The 20,266-nt window shown below is 62.6% G+C and carries 20 protein-coding genes and 1 tRNA gene; 4 read left to right on the top strand and 17 right to left on the bottom strand.

Annotation, left to right across the window (positions count from 1 at the left end):
• Window positions 1-21 precede the first annotated feature (21 nt).
• The 8 genes from NCCP691_RS12580 to NCCP691_RS12545 all read right to left on the bottom strand — a co-directional run bounded on the left by NCCP691_RS12580 (window position 22) and on the right by NCCP691_RS12545 (window position 5,276).
• The gene (locus NCCP691_RS12580; protein WP_220808785.1) at window positions 22-1,275 is read right to left on the bottom strand and encodes an NADH-quinone oxidoreductase subunit D; all 1,254 of its coding nucleotides are present in this window, start codon (window positions 1,273-1,275) and stop codon (window positions 22-24) included.
• Complete coding sequence (locus NCCP691_RS12575) at window positions 1,276-1,872, bottom strand: NADH-quinone oxidoreductase subunit C (protein ID WP_220808784.1); 597 nt, start codon at window positions 1,870-1,872, stop codon at window positions 1,276-1,278.
• Between the two features lie 17 nt (window positions 1,873-1,889).
• Complete coding sequence (locus NCCP691_RS12570; RefSeq protein WP_220808783.1) at window positions 1,890-2,366, bottom strand: NuoB/complex I 20 kDa subunit family protein; 477 nt, start codon at window positions 2,364-2,366, stop codon at window positions 1,890-1,892.
• A 16-nt stretch (window positions 2,367-2,382) separates the two neighbouring features.
• Window positions 2,383-2,742, bottom strand: a complete 360-nt coding sequence (locus NCCP691_RS12565; RefSeq protein WP_220808781.1) for an NADH-quinone oxidoreductase subunit A — start codon at window positions 2,740-2,742, stop codon at window positions 2,383-2,385.
• A 101-nt stretch (window positions 2,743-2,843) separates the two neighbouring features.
• A tRNA-Leu gene (locus NCCP691_RS12560) sits at window positions 2,844-2,928 on the bottom strand.
• Between the two features lie 76 nt (window positions 2,929-3,004).
• On the bottom strand, window positions 3,005-3,394 hold the full coding sequence (gene secG / locus NCCP691_RS12555; protein WP_220808779.1) for a preprotein translocase subunit SecG: 390 nt from the start codon (window positions 3,392-3,394) through the stop codon (window positions 3,005-3,007).
• 32 nt (window positions 3,395-3,426) lie between these two features.
• On the bottom strand, window positions 3,427-4,173 hold the full coding sequence (gene tpiA / locus NCCP691_RS12550) for a triose-phosphate isomerase (RefSeq protein ID WP_220808777.1): 747 nt from the start codon (window positions 4,171-4,173) through the stop codon (window positions 3,427-3,429).
• A 116-nt stretch (window positions 4,174-4,289) separates the two neighbouring features.
• Window positions 4,290-5,276 (bottom strand): NAD(P)H-quinone oxidoreductase, encoded by a 987-nt coding sequence (locus NCCP691_RS12545; protein ID WP_220808775.1) that lies wholly within the window; start codon window positions 5,274-5,276, stop codon window positions 4,290-4,292.
• Window positions 5,277-5,519: 243 nt separating this feature from the next.
• Here NCCP691_RS12545 and NCCP691_RS12540 point away from each other — a divergent pair, with 243 nt between their 5' ends.
• Window positions 5,520-7,850, top strand: coding sequence for a diguanylate cyclase domain-containing protein (locus NCCP691_RS12540; protein ID WP_220808773.1), 2,331 nt, complete (start codon window positions 5,520-5,522; stop codon window positions 7,848-7,850).
• Between the two features lie 78 nt (window positions 7,851-7,928).
• Here the strand turns inward: NCCP691_RS12540 and pnp are convergent, their stop codons facing one another.
• The gene (gene pnp, locus NCCP691_RS12535) at window positions 7,929-10,058 is read right to left on the bottom strand and encodes a polyribonucleotide nucleotidyltransferase (RefSeq protein WP_220808771.1); all 2,130 of its coding nucleotides are present in this window, start codon (window positions 10,056-10,058) and stop codon (window positions 7,929-7,931) included.
• A 195-nt stretch (window positions 10,059-10,253) separates the two neighbouring features.
• On the bottom strand, window positions 10,254-10,523 hold the full coding sequence (gene rpsO, locus NCCP691_RS12530) for a 30S ribosomal protein S15 (RefSeq protein ID WP_220808770.1): 270 nt from the start codon (window positions 10,521-10,523) through the stop codon (window positions 10,254-10,256).
• 184 nt (window positions 10,524-10,707) lie between these two features.
• Between rpsO and bamE the strand changes: the two genes are divergently transcribed.
• Window positions 10,708-11,235 (top strand): outer membrane protein assembly factor BamE domain-containing protein, encoded by a 528-nt coding sequence (bamE, locus tag NCCP691_RS12525; RefSeq protein ID WP_220808768.1) that lies wholly within the window; start codon window positions 10,708-10,710, stop codon window positions 11,233-11,235.
• A 29-nt stretch (window positions 11,236-11,264) separates the two neighbouring features.
• Here the strand turns inward: bamE and NCCP691_RS12520 are convergent, their stop codons facing one another.
• The 7 genes from NCCP691_RS12520 to NCCP691_RS12490 all read right to left on the bottom strand — a co-directional run bounded on the left by NCCP691_RS12520 (window position 11,265) and on the right by NCCP691_RS12490 (window position 18,832).
• The gene (locus NCCP691_RS12520; protein ID WP_220808766.1) at window positions 11,265-12,803 is read right to left on the bottom strand and encodes a 2-isopropylmalate synthase; all 1,539 of its coding nucleotides are present in this window, start codon (window positions 12,801-12,803) and stop codon (window positions 11,265-11,267) included.
• A gap of 298 nt (window positions 12,804-13,101) precedes the next feature.
• Window positions 13,102-13,959: a CDP-diacylglycerol--serine O-phosphatidyltransferase gene (gene pssA, locus NCCP691_RS12515; RefSeq protein ID WP_220808764.1), complete on the bottom strand. Its 858-nt coding sequence runs from the start codon at window positions 13,957-13,959 to the stop codon at window positions 13,102-13,104.
• Window positions 13,960-13,963: 4 nt separating this feature from the next.
• Window positions 13,964-14,602 (bottom strand): phosphatidylserine decarboxylase, encoded by a 639-nt coding sequence (locus NCCP691_RS12510; RefSeq protein WP_220808763.1) that lies wholly within the window; start codon window positions 14,600-14,602, stop codon window positions 13,964-13,966.
• Between the two features lie 135 nt (window positions 14,603-14,737).
• Window positions 14,738-15,499: an SIMPL domain-containing protein gene (locus NCCP691_RS12505; RefSeq protein ID WP_220808761.1), complete on the bottom strand. Its 762-nt coding sequence runs from the start codon at window positions 15,497-15,499 to the stop codon at window positions 14,738-14,740.
• Window positions 15,500-15,566: 67 nt separating this feature from the next.
• A complete protein-coding gene (gene ilvC / locus NCCP691_RS12500) occupies window positions 15,567-16,583 on the bottom strand; it encodes a ketol-acid reductoisomerase (RefSeq protein WP_220808759.1) in 1,017 nt (338 codons plus the stop codon).
• Window positions 16,584-16,625: 42 nt separating this feature from the next.
• Window positions 16,626-17,117 carry an acetolactate synthase small subunit gene (ilvN, locus tag NCCP691_RS12495; RefSeq protein ID WP_119738913.1) on the bottom strand — a complete coding sequence of 164 codons (492 nt, stop codon included), beginning with the start codon at window positions 17,115-17,117 and terminating at the stop codon, window positions 16,626-16,628.
• A complete protein-coding gene (locus NCCP691_RS12490; RefSeq protein ID WP_220808757.1) occupies window positions 17,117-18,832 on the bottom strand; it encodes an acetolactate synthase 3 catalytic subunit in 1,716 nt (571 codons plus the stop codon). Before NCCP691_RS12490 ends, ilvN begins: the two co-directional genes overlap by 1 nt.
• Window positions 18,833-19,297: 465 nt before the next feature.
• Here NCCP691_RS12490 and NCCP691_RS12485 point away from each other — a divergent pair, with 465 nt between their 5' ends.
• Together NCCP691_RS12485 and NCCP691_RS12480 are read left to right on the top strand one after the other, a co-directional pair.
• The gene (locus tag NCCP691_RS12485; RefSeq protein ID WP_220808755.1) at window positions 19,298-19,867 is read left to right on the top strand and encodes an RNA polymerase sigma factor; all 570 of its coding nucleotides are present in this window, start codon (window positions 19,298-19,300) and stop codon (window positions 19,865-19,867) included.
• Window positions 19,864-20,265: a DUF3619 family protein gene (locus tag NCCP691_RS12480; protein WP_220808753.1), complete on the top strand. Its 402-nt coding sequence runs from the start codon at window positions 19,864-19,866 to the stop codon at window positions 20,263-20,265. Before NCCP691_RS12485 ends, NCCP691_RS12480 begins: the two co-directional genes overlap by 4 nt.
• Window position 20,266 lies beyond the last annotated feature (1 nt).

Genomic DNA, 20,266 nt, shown 5'->3' with positions numbered 1-20,266 from the left:
CATGCGCGAGTTACGCGCGGGTTATCGGTCAATCTCACCGAACACGATGTCTTGCGTGCCGATGATGGTCACGGCGTCGGCGATCATATGGCCCTTGGCCATTTCGTCGAGTCCCTGCAGGTGCGCGAAGCCGGGCGCGCGGATCTTCAGTCGGTACGGCTTGTTCGCACCGTCGGCGACGATGTAGATGCCGAACTCGCCCTTCGGATGTTCGATGCCGACATAGGCCTCGCCTTCGGGCACGTGCATGCCTTCGCTGAAGAGCTTGAAGTGGTGGATCAGCTCTTCCATGTTGGTCTTCATGCTCACGCGGTCGGGCGGCGCCACCTTGTGGTTGTCAACCATGACCGGACCCGGATTATTGCGCAGCCACTCGATGCACTGCTTGATGATCCGGTTGGACTGACGCATCTCTTCGACGCGCACCAGGTAGCGGTCATAGCAGTCGCCGTTGACGCCCACCGGGATATCGAAGTCGAGCAGATCGTAGACCTCGTACGGCTGCTTCTTGCGCAGGTCCCACTCGATGCCGGAGCCACGAAGCATCGGGCCGGTGAAACCCATTGCCATCGCACGCTCGGGCGAGACCACGCCGACGCCGACGAGACGCTGCTTCCAGATGCGGTTGTCGGTCAGAAGGGTTTCGTACTCGTCGACATAACCGGGGAAACGATTGGTGAAATCCTCGATGAAGTCCAGCAGCGAGCCCTGGCGGTTTTCGTTGAGCTGACGGATCGCCTTCTCGTTGCGCACCGACGATGCCTTGTACTGCGGCATGCGGTCCGGCAGATCGCGGTAGACTCCGCCCGGACGGTAGTAGGCCGCGTGCATGCGGGCGCCGGACACCGCCTCGTAGCAATCCATCAGGTCTTCGCGCTCGCGGAAAGCGTAGAGGAAGACGGCCATGGCGCCGACGTCGAGACCGTGCGCACCGATCCACAGCAGGTGGTTCAGGATGCGCGTGATCTCATCGAACATCACCCGTATATATTGGGCGCGCAACGGAACTTCAATACCGAGCAGCTTCTCGACTGCGAGCACATAGCCGTGCTCGTTGCACATCATCGACACATAGTCGAGACGGTCCATGTAGGGCACGGACTGCAGGAATGTCTTCTGCTCGGCGAGCTTTTCGGTCGCACGATGCAGCAGACCGATATGCGGGTCCGCGCGCTGGATGACTTCACCGTCCAGCTCAAGCACGAGACGCAGCACGCCGTGCGCTGCCGGATGCTGCGGACCGAAGTTCAGTGTGTAATTCTTGATCTCTGCCATTTATTTCATCCCGTATTTCTCTTCGCGGATCACGCGCGGAATGATTTCGCGCGGCTCGATCGTCACGGGTTGGTATATCACGCGCTTCTGCTCGGCGTCGTAACGCATTTCCACGTAGCCGGAGACCGGGAAGTCCTTGCGGAACGGATGCCCGATGAAGCCGTAGTCGGTAAGGATGCGGCGCAGGTCGTTGTGTCCTTCGAACAGGATGCCGAACAGGTCGAAGGCTTCGCGCTCGTACCAGTTGGCCGAGGGCCAGATCTCCGTCACCGACGGCACCACCGGCATCTCGTCGTCCGGGGCGAATACACGCACGCGCAGGCGCCAGTTATGGGTAATGGACAGCAGATGGGACACCACGGCGAAGCGCGGACCGTCCCAGAGGCCGTCGCCATAGGTCGAGTAATCCACGCCGCACAGGTCGAGCAGCTCTTCGAAACGGAGCTCGGCGTGGTCGCGCAGCACGCTCATGGCGGAAAGATAGTCGGCGTGACCCACCACCACGGTGATTTCACCGAGCGCCACCTTGATGTCGCGCAGCCGATCTCCGAGGGCGTTCTTCAGTGCCGCTTCGAGAACTTCAATTTTCGTCGTCATATCCTGGCGCCCCTTCGTCAGCGGGCGATGGTATTGGTTCGCTTGATCTTGTTCTGCAGCTGCATGATGCCGTACAGCAGAGCCTCGGCAGTCGGCGGGCAGCCCGGCACGTAGACGTCGACCGGCACGATACGGTCGCAGCCGCGCACGACGGAATACGAGTAGTGGTAGTAGCCACCACCGTTGGCGCAGGTGCCCATCGAAATCACCCAGCGCGGCTCCGCCATCTGGTCGTAGACCTTGCGCAGCGCGGGGGCCATCTTGTTGCAGAGGGTGCCGGCCACGATCATCACGTCGGACTGACGCGGCGAGGGACGAAACACGACGCCGAAGCGGTCCAGGTCGTAGCGCGACGCGCCGGCATGCATCATCTCGACGGCACAGCAGGCCAGACCGAAAGTCATCGGCCACAGCGAGCCAGTACGGGTCCAGTTGATCAGCTTGTCAGCTGTCGTCGTGATGAAACCCTCATTCATTACACCTTCAATTGACATGACTTACTCCAGTCCTTTACTCCCAGTCGAGAGCGCCCTTTTTCCAGATGTACCAGAAGCCAACGAGGAATTCGGCAATGAAGATCATCATCGTCACGAAGCCCGGCCAGCCGAGGTCGCGCATGGCGACGCCCCAGGGGAAGAAAAATGCGGTTTCCAGATCGAACAGAATGAAGAGGATGGCCACCAGGTAGTAGCGCACGTCGAACTTCATGCGCGCATCCTCGAATGCCTCGAAGCCGCACTCGTACGGCGAGAGCTTCTCCACATCGGGCTTGTGCGGCGCGAGCACGCGACCCAGCACCTGAGGCACGACCCCTACGCCGATGCCGACGAGGATGAAGAGAAGAATGGGGAAATAGTTTGCGAGGTTCACGATGTGGGCCTGAGGTTGGTTAGTTGAATGATTTGCAAATCAAACCAAAATTCCTCGTTAAAAAGCCAGCTCGGGGAACCCCTTGCTGGCTCTTTATGATTTGGTGCCGACGGCGAGACTCGAACTCGCACAGCTTTCGCCACTACCCCCTCAAGATAGCGTGTCTACCAATTTCACCACGTCGGCTAAAGACTGCTATTGTACTCTGAACTCCCCTCTTTGTTCAATGCACAATTACCATCACACAAGCATTAAAACGAAATTATTTGGGGATCTGGTTCGCCTGCCCGCCCTGACCACCTTGGTTGGCGGGAGCAGGTGCGGTGGGAGCCGCGGGCGCACCTGCAGCCGGAGCCTGCTGCTGCGCCGGCGCGGCGGGCAGATTCTCCATCACACCACCGCTGGCGGGCGCGCGATTGTTGCCGATGAAAGCCAGGCCCAGGGTCGCCGCAAAGAAGACGGCGGCGGCAACACCGGTGGTCTTCGACAGGAAGTTGGAAGAACCGGAAGCGCCGAACAGGCTGCCGGACGCGCCGGAGCCGAAAGCCGCCCCCATATCCGCACCCTTGCCATGCTGCAGAAGCACCAGGCCGATGATTGTGAGTGCGGACAGCACCTGGACGACTACGATGACGGTGGACAATGCGTTCATGAATAACCTTTAAACTAAAAAATTCTTTCCGCTCACGCGGCAGCCACGATGGCAAGGAAGTCGGCCGCCTTGAGCGAAGCGCCGCCGATGAGGCCGCCGTCGATGTCGGCCATGGCCAGCAGGTCGCGCGCATTATCCGGCTTCATGCTGCCGCCGTAGAGGATCTGGACCCTGGCGGCCGCCGCGGCGTTTTTTGCGGCGAGTCTCGTACGCAGCATCTGGTGGACATCCTGCGCCATCTGCGGAGTGGCGGTCTTGCCAGTGCCGATCGCCCATACGGGTTCGTAGGCCACGACGATGCGCTCGACTTCAGCTTCGTTCAGTTCGGACAACACCGCATCGATCTGGCGCCCGACCACTGCATCGGTCTGCCCCGCCTCACGCTCTTCGAGCGACTCGCCGACGCAGACGATCGGGATCAGGCCCGAGCGCAGCGCGCGCACCGTCTTGAGCGCGACGATTTCATCTGATTCGCGATGATAGGTGCGGCGCTCGGAGTGACCGACGATCACGTAGGCACAGGAGAAATCCTTGAGCATTGCCGCGGACACCTCGCCGGTGTAGGCGCCGGCCTCATGCACCGACAGGTCCTGCCCGCCCCACTTCACCCCGGTCGAGGCAAGTGCGGACTGGCACTGGGCGAAATACGGGGCCGGCACGCACACGGCCACCTCGCAGGCGGCGCTGCCGAGTCCGGCCTTGATCCCATCCAGCAAAGCCGCGTTGGTGGTCGTGCTGCCGTTCATCTTCCAGTTACCTGCAATCAGTTTGCGACGCATATTGGGCCGGGAATAAAGAAAACCCTTGATTCTAGCGTCTCGCGCCAAGTACGGTCAAACCTGACGAACGCACTTCGACCTTGCGCAAAGCGGAAACGTTCCCGCTTCCCGGAGGCTCACGCATCGCTCACCGAGAGAATGATCTTGCCGGTATGCGTGCTGCTTTCCATCAGCTGGTGCGCCTGTGCCGCCTGCTCGAGGGGGAATACCTTGTAGATGACCGGCTTGATGCGACCTGCCTCCAGCAGGGGCCAAACTTTTTCCTGCAGCCGGGCTGCAATGGCGGCCTTGAACTCGATCGGACGCGGGCGCAGCGTCGAGCCGGTGACGGTAAGCCGGCGGCGCAGTATCTGGCCGAAATCGAGCTCGCCTTTCGCACCGCCGAGCACTGCGATGATGACCAGGCGACCGTCGTCGGCGATGCATTCCAGCTCGCGGCCGACGTAGGAACCGGCGACCATGTCGAGCACCACGTTGACGCCGCGGCCTGCGGTTTCCTCCTTGATCACCTTGACGAAGTCCTCGGTACGGTAATTGATGCCCCGTTCCGCGCCGAGCGCTTCGCAGGCCCTGCATTTTTCATCGCTGCCGGCGGTGGCGAAAACCCGATGACCGAAAGCGGAGGCCATCTGGATAGCGGTCACGCCGATGCCGGATGTTCCGCCCTGCACGAGCAGACTCTCTCCCGGCTTCAGGCCGGCACGATCGAACACATTGCTCCACACCGTAAAGAAGGTCTCGGGCAGCGAGGCGGCCTCGACCGCGCTCAAGCCTTTCGGCACCGGGAGGCATTGGGCGAGCGGCGCGGTGCAATACTCGGCATAACCTCCACCCTGAACGAGCGCGCAGACCATGTCGCCCTTGCGCAGATGAGAGCCGGTCAGATCGCCGTCCACAATCTCGCCGGCGATCTCGAGACCGGGCAGGTCGGAGGCGCCCGGCGGCACCGGGTAATGGCCGAGCCGCTGGATCACGTCGGGACGATTGACGCCGGCAGCCAGCACGCGGATGAGGACCTCGCCTGCCTTCGGTTGCGGCACGGGCCGCTCGCACATTCTCAGGACTTCCGGGCCACCGGGCTTCTCGATCTCGATCGCTTTCATCGTCGCCATCCTTATAGGGAGAAAACGCGATTGTACGCGAGCTGAGCAAGCCCATCCGGCGCGCCCGGTCCCCTTGATTATTGGCAAGAAGAGCAGTTCGATGAGGGCCGAGAATGCATCCCACTTTTATTGCCCCTACGCAAAATTTGTAACGAGGAAACCTTTCCGAAGTTACAAAATTGCCGGGAACTAACTAGCAGAATGCATTTTCCAAAGGGAAACGCATTACTCACGCACAAGACCATGCGCCACGACACCCTTTCCCCTTCTATCCGCGGTACAAACCAGGATGATGAGCCTTCGCGCTCGTCCACATCCCTGCCCGCAAGTCTCTCTTACCTGGGCGCGCTCGGCGCCGCGCTGCGCGCCGTGCGTCGCCTGTGCAGCGGTTCCCGGGACCAGGACCTGAACACCGTGCTTGAGCAGGCTTGCCGGGCGGTCGTCCAGGAAGGCGGCTTCGCCTCGGCCACGGTGATCCTCCTCGACCACGGCACGAGCAGGTCGGCGGGGGCTTTCGGTGCGGGTGTCGAGTGCGCCGACGATTGCTGCGCGAGTTTCCCCTTCCCGCTGTCGGCCGCCGCCGCCGGGGCGCTGGTGCTTCGCGCCCGGTTACCCGATGGCTTCGAGGGTGCGGCGCTGGGCTTCATCGCCGAAATCGCGCGCGAGATTCACGGCCTCATCGACAACATGGAACGTGAATCCGAACGTCGCGCGCTCGAAGCCGATCTGGTCGACAGCGAGAAATTCACCAGCGCGGTGCTGACCGCCTCGCTCGACAGCATTGTCACGATCAATGCGCGCGGCGAGATCATCAGCTTCAATCAGGCCGCGGAGACGACCTTCGGCTGCAGCGCCCAGGACGTGATCGGCCGCCAGTTTTCCGACATACTCATCCCGCCTGCATTGCGCGAGCGCCACCGGGCGGGCATGGCAAACTACCTGGCGACAGGCACGAGCACCATGCTCAACCGGCGCGTGGAGCTTGTCGCGTGCCGAGCCGACGGCACTCTGTTCCCGGTCGAAATCGCCGTCGTACCGGTGAAGATCGAGGGCAGCACGATCTTCACCGCGTTCATCCGCGACATCTCCGCACTCAAGCAAGCGCAGACCGTACTTCAGAACCGCGCGGCCCGTTACCGGCACCTGATCGAGAAATCGCCCGAGGCCATCATTGTCTGCTGCGAAGGACTGCTCGGTTTGCTCAATCCGGCGGCCTGCCGCATGCTCGGCACGGATCAGCCGGACCGGCTGCTCGGACGCAGCGTCTACGACTTCGTCGATCCGGACTTTCGCCATCACCTGCGCAGCGCGCTCGAGGCGAAAGTGCCGCCTGCCGTGCCGAAGTTCGTCGAGCAGATCTGGATGCGCAGCGACGGGACCCGCTTCAATGCCGAACTCGGCGCCACCCACATCACATTCAACGACAAGCGCGCCATCCAGCTCGTGGTCCGCGACATCACCGAGCGCAAGCGGGCCGAAGCGGTGCAGGTCGGCCAGAACCGCATCCTCAACATGATGGCGACGGGCGCGCCGCTGCCGGAGATCCTGTCGGAGATCGCGCACTTCATCGAGGAGCGGTCGGGGCATGGCATGTGCGCCATCCTGCAACTGAGCGAAGACGGCGGCTCCCTCTCATGCCTTGCCGCTCCCAGCCTCCCGGAAGCCTATGTCGATGCGCTGGGGGACATTGCCGTCGGACCGGGTCAGGGCTCCTGCGGCACAGCCGCTCACCGGATGGCACCGGTCATGGTGACCAGCATCGCCTCGGATCCCTTGTGGCAGTCCTACCGCGAGCAGGCGCTGCTCCACGGTCTGATGGCATGCACCTCCTGGCCGATCTTCGGACGCAACCGCAAGCTCCTTGGCAGCATCGCGCTCTATTTCAGGGAAGAGATGGCACCGGCACCGGCCGACCTGCAACTCTTCAGCGTATGCGCCAATCTTGCAGGCGTGGCGATGGAAAGGCGTGCATCCGAGGAGAAGATTCGCTTTCTCGCCCATTACGACGGACTGACTTCCCTTCCAAACCGGTTCCTGTTCAAGGAATATCTCGACCTGGCGCTACGCAATGCGAAGCGGCACGGCAACAAGTTCGCGCTGTTCTTCCTCGACCTCGACAGCTTCAAGGAAATCAACGACGAACTCGGCCATGACGCCGGCGATCATGTGCTGCGCGAAATCGCCCGGAGGATGCGCGGCGTGCTGCGGCATACCGACAAGATCGCGCGCATGGGCGGCGACGAGTTCTATGTGCTGATCGAAGAATTGAGCGATGGACGCTATGCAAGCGACGTCGCGCGCAAGCTTCTGCAGGAGGCAGCGCGGCCGGTGCGTTTCGGCGCCGCCAATTGCGCGGTCAGCGCCAGCATCGGAATCAGCATCTACCCGGACGACGGGCAGGACGCGCCGACGCTGCTCAAGAACGCGGACGCGGCGATGTACCGCGCAAAGGAATCCGGCAAGAACGGTTTCCGCTTCTATTCTGACGATATGGCGGCCGTCGTGGCCGCCAACGAGCCCGTCGCGCTCCGCGGCCCGGGCAGGCCCGGGCCCGGCACGGCACTTCCTCGCTGAACCGACAAAAAAAATGCCCGCGCCATGGCGCGGGCATTCTTGCGGAGAGGCCGGCGCCGCACGGCGCCGGCAGCCCTCTTACTGCTGCTGTTGGGCCGCTCCGCCCTCTTCGGCGGCAGCTGCCTTCATCGACAGTTTCAGACGGCCACGGTCATCCGTCTCGAGGACCTTGACGCGCACTTGCTGGCCTTCCTTCAGATAGTCGGCCACCGCGTTGACGCGCTCGTTGGCGATCTGGCTGATATGCAGCAGACCGTCCTTGCCCGGCAGGACCTGAACGATTGCGCCGAAGTCGAGCAGCTTGAGCACGGTGCCGTCGTAGGTCTTGCCCACTTCGACCGAGGCGGTCAGCTCTTCGATGCGGCGCTTGGCTTCCTGGCCAGCGGATGCGTCGACCGAAGCGATCGTGACGATGCCTTCGTCGGTGATGTCGATCTGGGTGCCGGTCTCTTCGGTCAGGGCACGAATGACTGCGCCGCCCTTGCCGATCACGTCACGGATCTTTTCCGGGTTGATGCGGATGGTGATCAGGCGCGGCGCGAAATCGGAGAGTTCGGCCTTGCCCTGGGGCATGGCTTCCTGCATCTTCGCCAGGATGTGCATGCGGCCTTCCTTGGCCTGGGCCAGCGCGACCTGCATGATTTCCTTGGTGATGCCCTGGATCTTGATGTCCATCTGCAGCGCGGTGACGCCGGCAGCGGTGCCCGCGACCTTGAAGTCCATGTCGCCGAGATGATCCTCGTCGCCGAGGATGTCGGTCAGTACCGCGAACTTGTTGCCTTCCTTGATCAGGCCCATCGCGATGCCGGCCACGTGGGCCTTCATCGGTACGCCTGCGTCCATCAGCGCCAGGCAGCCGCCGCAGACCGATGCCATCGACGAAGAACCGTTGGACTCGGTGATCTCGGATACCAGGCGCACCGAGTAGCTGAACTCTTCCGGCGACGGCAGTGCTGCCTGCAGGGCGCGCTTGGCGAGGCGTCCGTGACCGATCTCGCGACGCTTGGGCGAACCGACGCGGCCCGTCTCGCCGGTGGCGAACGGGGGCATGTTGTAGTGGAGCATGAAGCGGTCGGAGTATTCACCCATCAGCGCGTCGATCTTCTGCTCGTCGCGCGCGGTGCCGAGGGTCGCCACCACCAGCGCCTGGGTCTCGCCGCGGGTGAACAGTGCCGAGCCGTGGGTACGGGGCAGCACGCTGTTGCGGATCGAGATCGGACGCACGGTACGCGTGTCGCGGCCGTCGATGCGGGGTTCGCCGTCGAGGATCTGGGAACGGACGATCTTCGCTTCGAGGTCGAACAGGATGGTGCCGACTTCAGCGGAATTGGGTGCCTCGGTGCCGGCGGCTGCGGCTTCGGCTGCCAGCGCTGCGCCGACTTCCGCGCTCACGGTATTGAGCTTGGCGGTGCGCGCCTGCTTGTCCTTGGTCTGATACGCATCGCGCAGGCCGGCTTCGGCCAGTTGCGTCACGCGCGCGATCAGCGCTTCGTTCTTGGCGGGCGGCGCCCACTGCACTTCAGGCTTGCCACCGTCGCGCACCAGTTCATGGATGGCGTCGATGACCACCTTCATCTGCTCATGGCCGTACACCACGGCGCCCAGCATGACTTCCTCGGACAGCTGGTCGGCTTCGGATTCGACCATCAGGACGGCCTGCTCGGTGCCGGCCACCACCAGGTCCATCTTGGACTGCGCCATCTGCGAGGTGGTCGGGTTCAGCACATACTGGCCGTCGACATAACCGACGCGGGCGGCGCCCAGCGGGCCGTTGAACGGAATGCCGGCGACGCAGATCGCGGCGGAGGCGCCGATCATCGAAGCGATGTCGGGATCGATTTCGGGATTGACCGACAGCACGTGGATGATCACCTGGACTTCATTCAGGTAGCCTTCCGGGAAAAGCGGACGGATCGGACGGTCGATCAGACGGGAAGTCAGGGTTTCCTTTTCGGAAGGACGACCTTCGCGCTTGAAGAAACCGCCGGGGATACGGCCTGCGGCATAGCTCTTCTCGACATAGTCGACGGTCAGGGGGAAAAAGTCCTGGCCGGGTTTTGCTTCCTTGCGTGCGACCACGGTTGCCAGCACCACGGTATCGTCGATCGATACCATCACGGCGCCGGATGCCTGGCGAGCGATCTCGCCGGTTTCCAGGGTAACGGTGTGTTGACCGTACTGGAAGGTCTTCGTAACTTTATTGAACACGGTGTTTCCTTTCTATTTTTGCCGACAGATTTTCAGGCGCTGTCGTTCACCTCACCACGGACGCTTGCCACGCATGACAACTCGTCTTTACTGCCTGCAACGCTTGCGAATACAAAACCTCAGAATGGCAAAATGCCTGCATCAGGGGACTGACGCAGGCATTTCATCTATAAGCCGGACAGCTGGCGCAATGAATTACTTACGCAGGCCGAGCTTTTCAATCAGAGCGCGATAACGGTTCGCGTCCTTGTCCTTCAGGTAGGACAGCAGGCGCTTGCGGCGATTGACCATCTTGATCAGGCCGCGGCGGGAGTGGTGATCCTTGGCGTGGGCCTTGAAGTGGGTGTTGAGCTCGTTGATGCGTGCGGTCAGCAGTGCAACCTGGACTTCCGGAGAACCGGTGTCGTTGGCGCCGCGGGCGTTTTCCGCAATGATTGCGGCCTTGTTGATGTCTTCTACGGACATGGTTTACCTTTCACATGCGGTGGCCGGAGTCGCAACCCCTCGCTCACCGTGATCGTTGACAAAAAAAACCTGGCTCCGAAGAGCCAAGACGCGCAGTATAGCGGAATTAAATCGGCAATTCAAACACTTAGATAGAAGGACGCCGACTTGCCGGCGGCCATGAAAATTCCTAGAGAGGTAGAACATGATCACCACGGTCCGCGCCTTCCTGCTCACCCTGCTCGTCCTGCTGTCCGGCTGCGCGACGGTGTTGCCGCAGTCGGTCAGCGTGGGCGACAGCGAAGCCGACGTCATCCAGAAGCGCGGCCAGCCGACAAACCGTTACAAGGATGGCAACGTCGACCTGCTCGAGTACATGACCGGTCCCTGGGGCCAGCGAACCTATATGGCGCGACTGGAAAACGGACGCGTCGTCTCGTTCGAGCAGGTGCTGACGGTTCAGAAGTTCGGCACCATCAGGGTGGGCGAGGCCACCAAGGATACGGTGCTGAAGACCATCGGCACGCCGAGCGACACGTCCTACCTGCCCCTGCGCGACCTCGAGGTATGGTCGTATCCCTACAAGGAAAACGAGGTCTGGGACTCGATCATGCATGTGCATTTCGACCAGGCCGGCGTGGTACGGCAGATGCTCAACGGTCCCGATCCGCGTCGCGATCCGGACGTGCGGTTTCCCTTCGGCGGATTCGGCTTCGGCTTCGGACGCCTGTGACGGGCGCGCCGCGCGCGCCCGTCGCTGCCTTACAGCTGCGGATTGAGCCTTTCAGCTTTTGAGTACAGCTTGTTGAGTGCCGACAGGTAAGCCTTGGCCGAGGCCACGACGATGTCCGGGTCCGCGCCGACGCCGTTGACGATGCGGCCGTTCTTCGACAGGCGCATCGTCACCTCGCCCTGCGACTCGGTGCCCGTGGTGATCGCGTTGACCGAGAACAGAAGCAGCTCCGCACCGCTGCGGGCCTCCGCCTCGATCGCGTTCACCGTCGCATCCACCGGGCCGTTGCCTTCGCCGTGGCAGCTCAGCTCCTTGCCGCCCATGCTGAAGACGACCTTGGCGGCCGGACGCTCGCCGGTTTCCGAGTGCTGGGACAGGGAAACGAAACGGTAGTGCTCGTTCTCATGCGAGTGCTGTTCGTCGGAGACCAGTGCCATGATGTCTTCGTCGAAGATCTCGGCCTTGCGGTCGGCCAGCTCCTTGAAGCGCGCAAAGGCGGCGTTGACTTCCTGCTCCGACTCGAGTTCGATGCCGAGCTCTTCCAGGCGCTGCTTGAACGCGTTGCGGCCCGACAGCTTGCCGAGCACGATCTTGTTGGCGGTCCAGCCCACATCCTCGGCGCGCATGATTTCATAGGTGTCGCGCGCCTTGAGCACGCCATCCTGGTGAATGCCGGAGGCATGCGCGAAGGCGTTGGCGCCCACCACGGCCTTGTTCGGCTGCACCGCGAAGCCGGTGATCTGGGATACCAGCTTGGAAGCCGGGACGATCTGGGTGGTGTCGATGCCGACGTCCAGCTTGAAGTGATCCTTGCGGGTCTTCACCGCCATCACGACTTCCTCGAGCGCGGTATTGCCCGCGCGCTCGCCGAGACCGTTGATCGTGCATTCCACCTGGCGCGCCCCGCCGATCATCACCCCGGCGAGGGAATTGGCGACCGCCATGCCGAGGTCGTTATGGCAGTGCACCGACCAGATCGCCTTGTCGGCATTCGGAACGCGTTCGCGCAGGCTCCGGATCATGGCGCCGTACTGCTCCGGGATGCCGTAGCCGACCGTGTCGGGGATATTGATGGTGGTCGCCCCCTCGGCGATGACGGTCTCCAGCACGCGGCAGAGGAAATCCACGTCGGAGCGGCTGCCGTCTTCCGGGCTGAATTCCACGTCGTCGGTGAACTGGCGCGCGAAACGTACCGACAGCCTTGCCTGCTCGAGCACCTGTTCCGGCGACATGCGCAGCTTCTTCTCCATGTGCAGCTTGGACGTGGCGATGAAGGTGTGGATGCGACGGCGGGGGGCCGCGGAGAGTGCTTCCGCCGCGCGCGAAATGTCGCGGTCGTTGGCGCGCGCGAGCGAGCAGACGGTGGAATCCTTGATCACGCTGGCGATGCTCTTGATCGATTCGAAGTCACCGGGCGAGGCGGCGGCAAAGCCGGCTTCGATCACGTCGACCCGCAGTCGCTCGAGCTGGCGTGCGATGCGGATTTTTTCCTCCCTCGTCATCGAGGCGCCCGGGGACTGCTCGCCATCGCGCAAGGTGGTATCGAAGATGATCAATTTGTCGGCCATGCTGCACTCCTTGGTGGTAAGTCGGTAATCGAAGCGTTGATAAATGGTCTTCCGCCTGCCCTTGCCTTTTGGGGCATGAGCGTGAAACTGCACGGATTGTGGGGGTATGGGGATTAGCGCGCGTTAACGCACTAGTAGAAGCAGCGACAGCAGCAGGCCGGACGGCGTGCTGCTGGAGAAAGCGGAGGCGGAAATGTGAATTTCGCGGAACATGCGAAAGAATATAAGCGCAAACGTGGAAAAGTGCAACGACTTGATTCACCGCCGGTTTTCCACGCTTGTCGCCGGCAAGACAGCCTTACTCTTTCGAATCGCTGCCGTCGCCTTCGGTGGTTTCGACAATGCTCACCGGCTTGCCCTTGAACAGGCGCCAGAAATACACGCCATAGCCGGACAGGCCGTACAGCACGAAGATGCCGAACAGGACTTTGGGCGGGTCGCTCGAAATCAGCACGATCACCAGCACGATCAGGAACACCGCGATGAACGGCACCGACTTGCGGAAATTGATTTCCTTGAAACTGTAGAACGGCACGTTGGTGACCATGGTGAGCCCGGCATAGAGCGTGATGGTCCAGGCGAACCAGGTAAGCTCGGTTCCGACCAGGCCTAGGTCTTCCATCAGCCAGATGAATCCGGCCACGAGGGCGGCTGCGGCCGGACTGGGCAAACCCTGGAAGTAGCGCTTGTCCACCACCGCGATGTTGGTATTGAAGCGCGCCAGCCGCAGCGCGGCGCCGGCGCAGTAGACGAACGCGGCCAGCCAGCCCAGCTTGCCCATGCCGCGCAGCGACCATTCATAGACGACGAGCGCAGGCGCGGCGCCGAAGGAAAGCATGTCGGACAGACTGTCGTACTGGGCGCCGAACTCGCTTTGCGTGTTGGTCAGGCGTGCCACCCGTCCGTCGACCGTGTCGAGCAGCATGGCCGCGAAAATGGCGACCGCCGCCACGTCGAACTTCAGGTTCATCGCCATCACGATCGCGAAGAATCCGCAGAACATGTTGGCGGTGGTGAAGGCATTCGGCAAGAGATAGATGGCGCGCGGCCGCGGCGCGGCGGCCGCGGGGTCGGCAGACTGCAGGGAGCGGCGCTGCAGGCGCCGCGCGAACAGGCCGGAACTGCTTTTCGCCTTGCGACGATTGAAGGTGGCCATACGCTTACAGCTCGGCCAGGATGGTCTCGGTCGCCGATACTTTCTCGCCGACCGCCACCTTCGGCGTGGCGGTGAGCGGCAGGTAGACGTCGACGCGGGAGCCGAAGCGGATGAAACCGTAGCGCTGCCCGCGCGCGAGCGTGTCGCCCGCCTTCACGTAGCACAGGATGCGGCGCGCGATCAGACCAGCCACCTGTACGCAGGTGATCGTCTGCCCGTTGCTGGCGGTGATGGTCAGCGCATTGCGCTCATTCTCGATGGAGGCCTTGTCCAGGTCGGCATTGACGAACTTGCCCGGGAAATACTTTGCCGCCTCCACCCGGCCGTCGACCGGCGAGCGATTGGAGTGGACGTTGAACACGTTCATGAAGACGCTGATCTTCAGCGCCTCGCGGTTGGCATAGGGGTCCTGGGTTTTTTCGACCACGACGATGCGCCCATCCGCCGGCGACAGAACGGCGTTGGCCTTCTGCGGCACGGTGCGCGCGGGATCGCGGAAGAACTGCAGCACGAACAGCGCGATGATCCAGAACGGGATGGACCACAGTCCGGCCAGGAGCGTGACGACGACAGCCAGGGCAACCGCGATGCCAAGGAAAGGCCAGCCCTCGCGGGCAATGATGGGATGCGGATAATTGTTCAACTTCGCTCCGAGAAATGATGAAAGATAAAAAGCGTGGCTATTCTAGACGAGGCTTTCACAAAAGTAATCCCTGTGGCGGCCTTCGCGCTCTCCCACGGTATAGGACTTCGTCTGCAATGCTTCGTTTCGGACCGGCTACCTGAAGCGTATCCTGCCGACCAGCCGCGTACCGAGCGTGGTTTCGCCGGGTTCGAAGCTCGGCTCTTCCACCGGAGCATCCATCGCCGATGCGCGCATGGTTTTCATCGCGGCTTCAGGCTGCGGCGCGTAGCTGCCCGACGCTTCGAAATCGATGGTGTCGAGCACCGCCTCACCCGGGTTGCGGCCCATGGCCTTGGCGATCGCGGCGATCTTTTCCTGCAGGTTCTGGTACGCGGCCGCGATCCTCTGCTCTTCCAGCTTGCGCGCGCTGGCCTCGGTCAGGCCGAACTGCAAGCCGTTCAGCGCGAGCAGCTTCTGCGCGGCGGCGACAGTCGCGGGCAGCTTGTCGAGACTGCCGGTCTTCATGTCGAGATACTGGCCCACGCGCCAGCCGGTGGGCTGACGGATCCTCGCCGCCTGGCGCGGCTGCACCGGCTCGTCCGCGTACACCGGGTACGTATAGTAACCGCGGGTCTGGAACACAGCCGCCGGGTCGGCGCGCCTGAGCAGTTCCGTGCCCTGCTTCATCCTCAGGTTGACGCGCGAGGCGGCGGCTGCACGGTCCTTGTCCTGCTCTTCGACCATGAAGACCGCTCGCGCCTCGTCGTTCGGCTGTCTGACTTCGCCGTATGCGGGCACGATCACCAGGGTGCCGGCGGGCTGCGGGGGTTGCGGCGCCTGGGTGGACTGCGCATGGGCGCTGCCGAGGGACGCGGCAAGAGCGAGGATCAGGCTGGCAACGGTCGAACGTGGCATTCGGCTCTCCAAAGAAAAAAGGGTCTGCACGGGCAGACCCTTTATTTTACTCAAGCAGCGTTGCCGATCAGTTCTTCGACTGGTCGACCAGCTTGTTCTTCTTAATCCACGGCATCATCGCGCGCAGCTTCTCGCCGACCTGCTCGATCTGGTGCTCGGAGGTCAGGCGGCGACGCGAGATCAGGGTCGGGGCGCCGGCCTTGTTCTCGAGGATGAAGCTCTTTGCGTATTCGCCGGTCTGGATGTCCTTCAGGCACTGACGCATCGCGTTCTTGGTGTCTTCGGTGACGATGCGCGGGCCGGTCACGTACTCGCCGTACTCGGCGTTGTTCGAGATCGAGTAGTTCATGTTACCGATGCCGCCTTCGTAGATGAGGTCGACGATCAGCTTGAGCTCGTGCAGGCACTCGAAGTAGGCCATTTCCGGCGCATAGCCGGCTTCGACCAGGGTTTCGAAACCGGCCTTGATCAGCTCGACGGTACCGCCGCAGAGCACTGCCTGTTCGCCGAACAGGTCGGTCTCGGTCTCTTCGCGGAAGTTGGTCTCGATGATGCCGGCACGGCCGCCGCCGTTGGCCATCGCGTACGACAGGGCGATGTCGCGGGCGCTGCCGGACTTGTCCTGGTAGACGGCGACCAGGTGGGGCACGCCGCCGCCCTGGGTGTAGGTGCCGCGCACGGTGTGGCCCGGCGCCTTGGGGGCGACCATGATGACGTCGAGGTCGGCGCGCGGCACGACCTGGCCGTAATGGACGTTGAAGCCGTGGGCGAAGGCCAGCACTGCGCCCTGCTTGGCGTTCGGTGCGACGTTTTCGTTGTAGACCTGGGCGATGTTCTCGTCCGGCAGCAGGATCATGATGACGTCCGCGGCCTTGACGGCTTCATTGACTTCGGCAACGTTGAGGCCGGCGTTCTTCGCCTTTTCCCACGATGCGCCGCCCTTGCGCAGGCCGACGGTGACCTTGACGCCGGAGTCGTTCAGGTTCTGCGCGTGCGCATGGCCCTGGGAGCCGTAGCCGATGATGGTGACATTCTTGCCCTTGATGAGGGACAGGTCGCAGTCTTTGTCGTAGAAAACTTTCATGGATCTTCCTGAGGTGTGATTTGCTGGTTGCTTGATTGTTGATCAGACTTTGAGAATGCGCTCGCCGCGGCCGATGCCGGAACCGCCGGTACGGACGGTCTCCAGGATGGCGGTGCGGTCGATCGATTCGATGAAGGCGTCGAGCTTGGATTTGTTGCCCGTCAGTTCGATCGTGTAAGTCTTCTCGGTGACGTCGATGATGCGGCCGCGGAAGATGTCCGCGGTGCGCTTCATTTCTTCGCGTTCCTTGCCGACCGCGCGCACCTTGATGAGCATGAGCTCACGCTCGATGTGCGCGCCTTCGGTCAGGTCGACGACCTTGACCACCTCGATCAGGCGGTTCAGATGCTTGGTGATCTGTTCGATCACGTCGTCCGAGCCGCTGGTGACGATGGTCATCCGGGACAGGGTCGCGTCTTCGGTCGGCGCGACGGTCAGGGTTTCGATGTTGTAGCCGCGGGCGGAAAACAGGCCGACCACGCGCGACAGGGCGCCCGCTTCGTTTTCGAGCAGTACGGAAATGATATGACGCATTACAGATCCTCCGAACCGAGCAGCATTTCAGTCAGACCCTTGCCGGCTTTCACCATCGGCCAGACGTTTTCGGTTTGATCGGTAATGAAGTTCATGAACACCAGCCTGTCCTTCATGCCGAAGGCTTCGCGCAGCGCGCCCTCGACATCGCCCGGCTTTTCGATCTTCATGCCGACATGGCCGAAGGATTCCGCCAGCATGTTGAAGTCGGGCAGCGAGTCCATGTAGGACTCGGAATAGCGGGAGCCGTAGTCGATCTGCTGCCACTGCCGCACCATGCCGAGGAAGCGGTTGTTGAGCAGGATGATCTTCGGCGTCAGGTGGTACTGCTTGCAGGTGGCGAGCTCCTGGATGCACATCTGGATCGAGGCTTCGCCGGTGATGCAGGCAACGGTCGCGCCCGGGTTGGCCATCTGCACGCCCATCGCGTACGGCAGGCCCACGCCCATGGTGCCCAGGCCGCCGGAATTGATCCAGCGGCGCGGCTTGTCGAAGCCGTAGTACTGCGCGGCCCACATCTGGTGCTGGCCGACGTCGGAGGTGATGAAGGCGTCGCCCTTCGTCACTTCCCACAGCTTGCGCACGACTTCCTGCGGCTTGATCACTTCATTGGACGGCGCGAACTTCAGGCATTCGCGGCCGCGCCACTCATTGATCTGGCGCCACCAGGCAGCCAGTGCCGTCTGATTGGGTTTGGTCTCGGCAGCGTCGAGCTGGGACAGCACTTCGACCAGCACGTCCTTGACGTTGCCGACGATGGGAATGTCGACCTTGACCCGCTTGGAGATCGAGGACGGGTCGATGTCGATGTGGATGATCTTGCGCGGATGGCTGCCGAAATGCTTGGGATTGCCGATCACGCGGTCGTCGAAGCGCGCGCCGATGGCGATCAGCACGTCGCAGTGCTGCATGGCCATGTTGGCTTCATAGGTGCCGTGCATGCCGGGCATGCCGACGAACTTGTCGCTGCTCGACGGATACGCGCCCAGTCCCATCAGCGTGTTGGTGCAGGGGTAGCCGAGGCGGTCGACCAGCTTGTTGAGCTCGGCCGAGGCGTTCGCCAGGATCACGCCGCCGCCGGTGTAGATCATCGGACGCTCGGCCGACAGCAGCAGCTGCACCGCCTTGCGGATCTGGCCGGAGTGTCCCTTGTCCACCGGACGATAGGAGCGCATCTCGATCTCCTTCGGATAGGAGAACGCGCATTTCTGGATCGTGATGTCCTTGGGGATGTCGACCAGCACCGGGCCGGGACGGCCGGTGGTGGCGATGTAGAACGCCTTTTTCATCGTCTCCGCGAGGTCGCGCACATCCTTGACGAGGAAGTTGTGCTTGACGCAGGGACGGGTGATGCCGACGGTGTCGCACTCCTGGAATGCATCCTGGCCGATCGCGGTCGACGGCACCTGGCCGGAGATGACCACCATCGGGATGGAATCCATGTAGGCGGTGGCCAGGCCGGTCACCGCATTGGTGACGCCGGGGCCGGAGGTGACGATGGCCACGCCGACCTTCTGCGAGCTGCGCGAGTACGCGTCGGCCGCATGAATGGCCGCCTGTTCATGGCGCACCAGGATGTGCTGGAATTTTTCCTGATTGAAGATCGCGTCGTAGATGTAGAGCACCGCGCCGCCGGGATAGCCGAACACATGTTCGACGCCTTCCTCGGCCAGGCAGCGCACCACTATTTCCGCGCCTGTGAGTTCTGCAGACATTGCTAGTCCTTTCAAGGTCCATTGGAGATTGATCGGATGCTCTCTCCTGTCGAAACCGCTGGGGGGACGTCAGCGCCTGGGCTTCCCTTCTTTGTGCGGTCACGCCGGTTCGTCGCGCACCCGTAGATGCGGTTCAAAGCGGCGCTAAACGCGACTCGTTCAGCCGGGGGATCTGAAGTGCCGGAGCGGACTTCTCACGCTTGTGGCGTGGGTTAGAGCAAACAGCCTTTTACAGCGCGCCTGATCGGTGCGGCATGATGGGCCGCGTCGACGAGACAGTCCTTCGAGGTGCGAAGGGAGTGATAAGTTAATGCGTCGCACAATTTTGGTCAAGTTAAATTCCTCTGAAAATCAAGCGGTTTGCGCAAGCCGAAGGGGCGTTTGCGGCGGTTTTTTGCTAGGATTCGCTGTTTTCATTGATGCCCGGCTTCAATACCCCAGCCCGGAAACCCTTCGTCCGCTTGCATGGCCACTGACAAAGAACTGTCCGACTTTCTCGAGAGCGTGGAGCGCCGAGCGTTCAAGCAGGCGGTTTACGCGGTGCGGAAGGACGAGGCGGCGCTGGATATTGTTCAGGATGCAATGATCAAGCTGGCGGAACGGTACGGCGACAAGCCGGCGCCGGAGCTTCCCCTGCTCTTCCAGCGCATCCTGCAGACCACGATCACCGATTACTTCCGGCGCGAGAAGGTGCGCAGCGGATGGCTCAGCCTGTTCTGGAATTCGGGGCGGGAGGACGACGACGGCGAGGGTCACGACCTGCTCGAGACCTGGGAGCCGGAGGAAGGCACCGCCGCCGCCGAGTCGAGCGCCGACAAGGTGGAACGCAAGCAGGTGCTGGCGGCCATCGAGGCGGAGGTGCAAAAACTCCCGCTGCGTCAACGGCAGGCCTTCCTGCTGCGTTACTGGCAGGATCTGGACGTGGCCGAGACGGCAGCCGCCATGGGCTGCTCGGAGGGCAGCGTGAAAACGCACTGTTCGCGCGCGACCCACGCCCTGGCTGACGCACTGCGCGCAAAGGGGATCACTCTATGAATACCGGACAAGTCAATTTCGCCTACAAGATTCGGCACGCTCTCAACGAGAACCTGGATTCGATCCCGGCACCCGCCGCCGTACGGCTCGCGGCCGCGCGGCGCCTGGCGCTGTCGCGCAGGAAGCCCGACGCAGGCGCGCGGGTACTGGCCTGGCTGCCGCTGCCGGTAACGGCGCGCGGCTTCGCCTCCCGCCCTCACCCCTGGCTGGCGGCCGCGGGCGCGGCGCTGCCGGTGCTGGCGCTGGTGGCGGGACTGGCCGGCATCTTTCACTTCGAGGAACAGCGCAGAATCGACGAGATCGCCGAGATCGACGCCGAGGTGCTGGCCGACGACCTGCCCCTGTCCGCCTATCTCGACAACGGTTTCCATACTTTCCTTTCGCAGCGGGGCGACTGAG

It is taken from the genome of Noviherbaspirillum aridicola (genome assembly GCF_019656455.1).
In the GTDB taxonomy this organism is placed as follows: Bacteria; Pseudomonadota; Gammaproteobacteria; order Burkholderiales; family Burkholderiaceae_D; genus Noviherbaspirillum; species Noviherbaspirillum aridicola.
Note: the sequence above shows the minus strand (reverse complement) of the source record. Positions and strands in the feature narration are given on the sequence as shown.